Origin of the sequence: Planktothrix sp. FACHB-1355, from assembly GCF_014748295.1 — a bacterium.
In the GTDB taxonomy this organism is placed as follows: domain Bacteria; phylum Cyanobacteriota; class Cyanobacteriia; order Cyanobacteriales; family Aerosakkonemataceae; genus Aerosakkonema; species Aerosakkonema funiforme_A.
The window spans coordinates 1-5,162 of record NZ_JACJUP010000416.1; the positions used below are offsets into that span (position 1 = coordinate 1).

A 5,162-nucleotide genomic window follows, 5' to 3' on the forward strand; every position below is an offset into this window, starting at 1 on the left:
CAAATGGCTACAGGTTAACCAAAAACTGGCCGAGATGATCGGCTATAGCCGTGAGGAACTGCTAGCCCGATCGTTCCCGGATATTACTGCACCGGAGGATATTGACAGCGGACGCGAATTGATGCAAAAACTCCTCACTGGTGAAATTGCGAACTATGCGATCGAAAAACGCTTCCTTCATCAAGAAGGTTATCTGATTTGGGTAAATCTCACGATTTCAAAGCTGCAAACATCATCCGACAATCAACCTATCTTCCAAGTCGTTGTTGAAGACATTAGCGACAAAAAACAACTTGAAGACATCATTAAAGCTCTCGTAAAAGGTACTGCTTCCGTTAACGGTGCCCTAGACTTTTTCCCTCTCTTTGTTCAATATTTAGCATTTGCCTTAAACATCCGCCATGCAATGGTAACAGAACTCCTAGAAGATGAACAAGGCAGGCGACTTAACGCCTTGGGATTCTGGGCTGGAGATAAATTTATTGAAGATTATAGCTATAACTTAGCTAACACTCCCTGCGAGCGGGTTGTCAATGAAGGAATCGTTTGCTTTCCTGCTCACATCCAGCAACTTTTTCCCCTAGACCTAGATTTAGTGAGTCTGCAAGCCGAAAGTTATCTAGGCTTACCGCTATTGAGTAACTCAGGTTACATCATCGGTCATATCTGTATTCTCGACGATAAACCCTTACTTCAAGAAGAACGTGCCCGGTCGGTATTGAAGATTTTTGCAGCACGCGCAGCGGCAGAACTAGAACGCAAACTGGCAGAGCAAGCCTTAATTAAAAGCCATGAAGAACTAGAGAGAAAAGTCACAGAACGCACAGCAGAATTAGCTATAGCCAAAGAGAAAGCCGAAGTTGCTAACCAAGCAAAAAGTACCTTTCTTGCCAACATGAGTCACGAATTGCGATCGCCCCTCAACGCCATTCTCGGTTTTGCTCAACTCATGACTCGATCGCAAAGCTTACCCCCAGAACAGGTAGAAAATGTCGGCATTATTAGCCGCAGCGGCGAACACCTCCTCACCCTGATCAACAACGTCCTCGATTTATCCAAAATTGAAGCAGGGCGCACCAATATCAACGAAAAAAACTTCGACCTCTATCGAATGTTGGATGACTTGGAAGATATGTTCCAACTGAAGGCTGATGACAAGCAGTTGGACTTGCTTTTCGAGCGCATTGGCGATGTGCCTCAATATGTGCGAACCGATGAAGTAAAATTGCGCCAAGTATTGATTAACCTGCTCAACAACGCTCTCAAATTTACCCAAGAGGGAGGTGTATCTTTAAAAGTCAAAAGCCAAAATTCAAAAGTCAAAACCGAAGGAAAAGAATCTTATCGGACATTAGTATTTGAAGTAGAAGACACGGGTGCAGGCATTGCCCCAGACGAAATAGATAGCATCTTTGAAGCTTTTGTACAAAGCAAAACAGGCAAAGAAGCGCAAGAAGGAACTGGTTTGGGATTGCCAATCAGCCGCAAATTTGTACAACTGATGGGCGGTGAAATGAGCGTCAGTTCTCAGGTAGGTCACGGCACTCTGTTCAAATTTGATATTGAAGTGAAAGTGGTTGAAGAGAACAAAATTGAAAGCAAACAACCGAAACGGCGAGTTATTGCCCTCGAACCCAATCAACCTCGCTATCGGATTTTAATAGTTGATGATAAACAGAGCAATCGTCAATTATTAATCAAGTTGCTTAACCCCTTCGGTTTTGAACTCAAAGAAGCCAGTAACGGCAAAGAAGCAATTGAAATTTGGGATGCTTGGGAGCCTCATTTAATCTGGATGGATATGAGAATGCCAGTAATGGATGGTTATGAAGCTACGAAACATATTAAAGGAAGTACTAAAGGTCAAGCGACAGCTGTGATTGCTTTAACTGCTAGCGTTTTAGAAGAAGAACGTGCAGTTGTGCTATCAGCCGGTTGCGATGGCTTTATGCGAAAACCATTCCGCGAGGCAGAAATATTTGATGCTATGCACAAGTATATCGGCGTGCGTTATGTTTATGAAGACTCATCTGAAAGAGATTCATCTCTAACAAAAAATGAAGAGGCAAATACACTGACTTCTGCGGCGATAGCAGCGCTACCTGCGGAATGGGTAGCTAACCTGCAAGAGGCAATTCCTCAAGGCGATTTGGATTTAATTGCCACAATAATAGAACAAATTCGTACCCAAAACGCTCCTCTTGCCAATGCCATTGAAAGTTGTATTGACAATTTTCAATATGACAAGGTTTTGACATTAATTATTGATGCTAATAGTTTTCGTAGGTTGAGTTGAAGCCAGGAAACCCAACCTACAATTCCTTAACTAGAGACAACTGACAACTAACAACTGACCAATGACCGATGACCGATGACCGATTTTAAAGCCAATATTTTAGCGATCGACGATACACCAGCGAACTTGCGCCTGTTAGTTGGTATCTTGAACGAACAGGGTTACAAAGTTCGAGCCGTACCCAGTGGAAAGTTGGCACTTGCGGGTATTCGCCAATCTATTCCAGATTTGATTTTGCTGGACATTATGATGCCAGAAATGGATGGCTATGAAGTCTGCCAACAGCTAAAATCAGATGAACTAACTCGCGATATTCCGGTAATATTTATCAGCGCCATCAATGACGTTCTCGATAAGGTAAAAGCTTTTGCAGTCGGCGGAGTAGACTACATTACCAAACCCTTTCAGGTAGAAGAAGTTTTGGCGCGTGTAGAAACGCACTTGGCTTTACGTTCCTTGCAAAAGAGTCTCGAACAGAAAAACGCTCAGTTAGCCAAAACTAATGAGGAATTGGCAATAACCTTGCAACAATTGAAAGCTACCCAAGAAGAACTGATTCAATCGGAAAAAATGGCAGCTTTGGGACAATTGATTGCAGGTATTGCCCATGAAGTCAATACTCCCTTGGGAGCAATTCGTTCCTCTGCTGGAAATATTTCCAAATTGTTGAATCAAACCCTAGAAGAGTTACCGCCGCTGTTTCAATCCCTCTCGCCAGAAGAAGTGCAGGATTTTTTGGGACTATTGCAGCGATCGCTTCAACAAGAGATCTCATTATCAACCAAAGAAGAGCGCCAATTCAGAAGAAGCTTGCAACGACGATTGGAAGAATTAGCGATCGACAACGCCGATATAATAGCCGATCGCCTCGTAATCATGGGCGTTTATCAAGAAATTGAAACATTTATCCCTTTATTAAAAAAACCTGACAGTTTGCCAATTGTAGAAATAGCTTATCAACTTTCCGAATTAAAAAGAGGCACAGATACCATCAACACCGCGACAGAACGCGCCTCGAAAGTAGTGTTTGCCCTCAAAACCTATGCCCGTTACGACAATTCGGCGAAAATGGTTCCTGCCAACCTGAGTGAGGGAATTGAAACTATTTTAACTCTCTATCAGAATCAAATCAAACAAGGCATAGAAGTAATTAGAAATTATGCGGAATTACCGCCTGTACTATGTTATCCAGACGAACTCAACCAAGTTTGGACAAATCTCATTCACAATGCCCTACAAGCAATGAATTATCGCGGCACTTTGAGGATCGATATAAATCAGTTTCAACAGCAGGCTATGATTAGCATTACCGATAGCGGCAAGGGTATCCCCGAAGATATAAAATCAAAAATATTCGAGCCATTTTTTACTACCAAACCACCAGGCGAAGGTAGCGGTTTGGGGCTAGATATTGTCAAAAAAATTGTCGAAAAGCATTCTGGTAAAATCGAGGTTGAAAGCGAACCGGGCCGGACTAAATTCACTGTTTTTCTTCTATACAATTAACTCAGGAGTGAGAGAATGTCTAAACCAGTTATTTTATGTGTTGATGATGAGAGAGTGATATTGCAGAGTCTGAGAGCGCAACTAAAAGCGGCTTTTGGGGATGACTACGTATATGAAATGGCTGAAGACCCCGATGAAGCTTTAGAGGTAATTAGAGAACTCGCTGAAGAGGGAATCAACATTACGATGATTGTCTCAGACTGGTTAATGCCTGGAATGAGGGGAGATGAGTTTCTGATTCGCGTCCATCAGGAATTTCCTAATATTGTTAAAGTCATGCTGACCGGTCAAGCTGATGACTCAGCAATTGAACGAGCAAAAACAGAAGCAAACCTGCATAGCTGCTTATTGAAACCTTGGTCTGAAGCTGAATTAGTAGAGATCGTTAAATCGACTTTAGCCGATCTCTAACCAAAGAGGTAATTATCTTAGTTAATTAGGATGACTTAGCGAGAAAACTATCTTCTGGAAGTGGTAATTATCAATTCTCCGACTAGCCTAAAGCTTTGGTTGGGTAACCACTCTTGAGAAAGATTACAAATCTGCCTACAGAAAGTTATAAAGATTGGGGGTACATCTGTCAAGCTAGAAATTGTAGCCAAAATCCTAAGCTCGATAATGTGGAATGATATTTTTCTAAAAGTTGAGGCTGATGGCTCAGAAGCTACCTATTATGAGCTTCAAGAGCAGACACCAGACCTTCACGTATTAATAGTGGATGACGATGAGGAATTGCGAGCAATACTATCTTTTGCTTTAGTGCAAGCAGGTTATAAGGTGACAATGGCCAAAGATGGCCCAACAGCACTAAATTTAGCCAAAGAAAAACAACCGGATATCGTTCTTTTAGACTTGATATTGCCGGGAATGGAGGGTATTGAAATCTGCTGGCGCATCCGACAATTCTCAGATGTACCGATTCTGATCATGACAGTGATTAACCACGATTCGGAAAAAGTTTGGGGGTTAAAAGCCGGTGCAGATGACTATATCATCAAACCATTCAGCATTCGCGAACTGTTGGCGCGAATAGAAGCGATTCGACGCCGTTATGAGGCTATTCCGCGTGCTTTAGGGGAGCGATCGAATATCAAGTAATCGATCGGATATCTAACTTTGGATAGATGTAATTTCAGATAAATTTCCAAAAAACTAGGTGGCCATAATGCCTGTGGGTGCGATGTTTGACGAGAAACCCGGTTTCTTCAAGAAACCGGGTTTTTGAACTAAGTAGTCGGACAAAAGTAATCGACACTGTATTAACTTTTGTTAAGACACACGTTGGAGTGCGATCGCGCAGCGTGCCTCCCGGCATATCGTGCATCGGAACAAATTAGTACAAATGCACAGATCGGAAGAG

4 protein-coding genes are annotated in these 5,162 nt (G+C 42.4%); all 4 read left to right on the forward strand.

The genetic code is table 11. The annotated features are described in order from the left end of the window. A partial coding sequence (locus H6S82_RS17275; protein WP_191056467.1) for an ATP-binding protein occupies positions 1-2,296 on the forward strand: 2,296 nt, incomplete at its 5' end. Positions 2,297-2,371: 75 nt separating this feature from the next. After that, positions 2,372-3,802 (forward strand): response regulator, encoded by a 1,431-nt coding sequence (locus tag H6S82_RS17280; RefSeq protein WP_190475144.1) that lies wholly within the window; start codon positions 2,372-2,374, stop codon positions 3,800-3,802. Positions 3,803-3,817: 15 nt separating this feature from the next. Further along, positions 3,818-4,213, forward strand: a complete 396-nt coding sequence (locus H6S82_RS17285; RefSeq protein WP_190475142.1) for a response regulator — start codon at positions 3,818-3,820, stop codon at positions 4,211-4,213. A 207-nt stretch (positions 4,214-4,420) separates the two neighbouring features. Next, positions 4,421-4,900 (forward strand): response regulator transcription factor, encoded by a 480-nt coding sequence (locus tag H6S82_RS17290; RefSeq protein WP_190475140.1) that lies wholly within the window; start codon positions 4,421-4,423, stop codon positions 4,898-4,900. The last annotated feature ends 262 nt before the right edge of the window (positions 4,901-5,162 follow it).

Coding starts and splice junctions, on each gene's coding strand:
- H6S82_RS17280 (WP_190475144.1), top strand. CDS start 2,372: ATGACCGATTTTAAAGCCAATATTTTAGCGATCGACGATACACCAGCG.
- H6S82_RS17285 (WP_190475142.1), top strand. CDS start 3,818: ATGTCTAAACCAGTTATTTTATGTGTTGATGATGAGAGAGTGATATTG.
- H6S82_RS17290 (WP_190475140.1), top strand. CDS start 4,421: ATGTGGAATGATATTTTTCTAAAAGTTGAGGCTGATGGCTCAGAAGCT.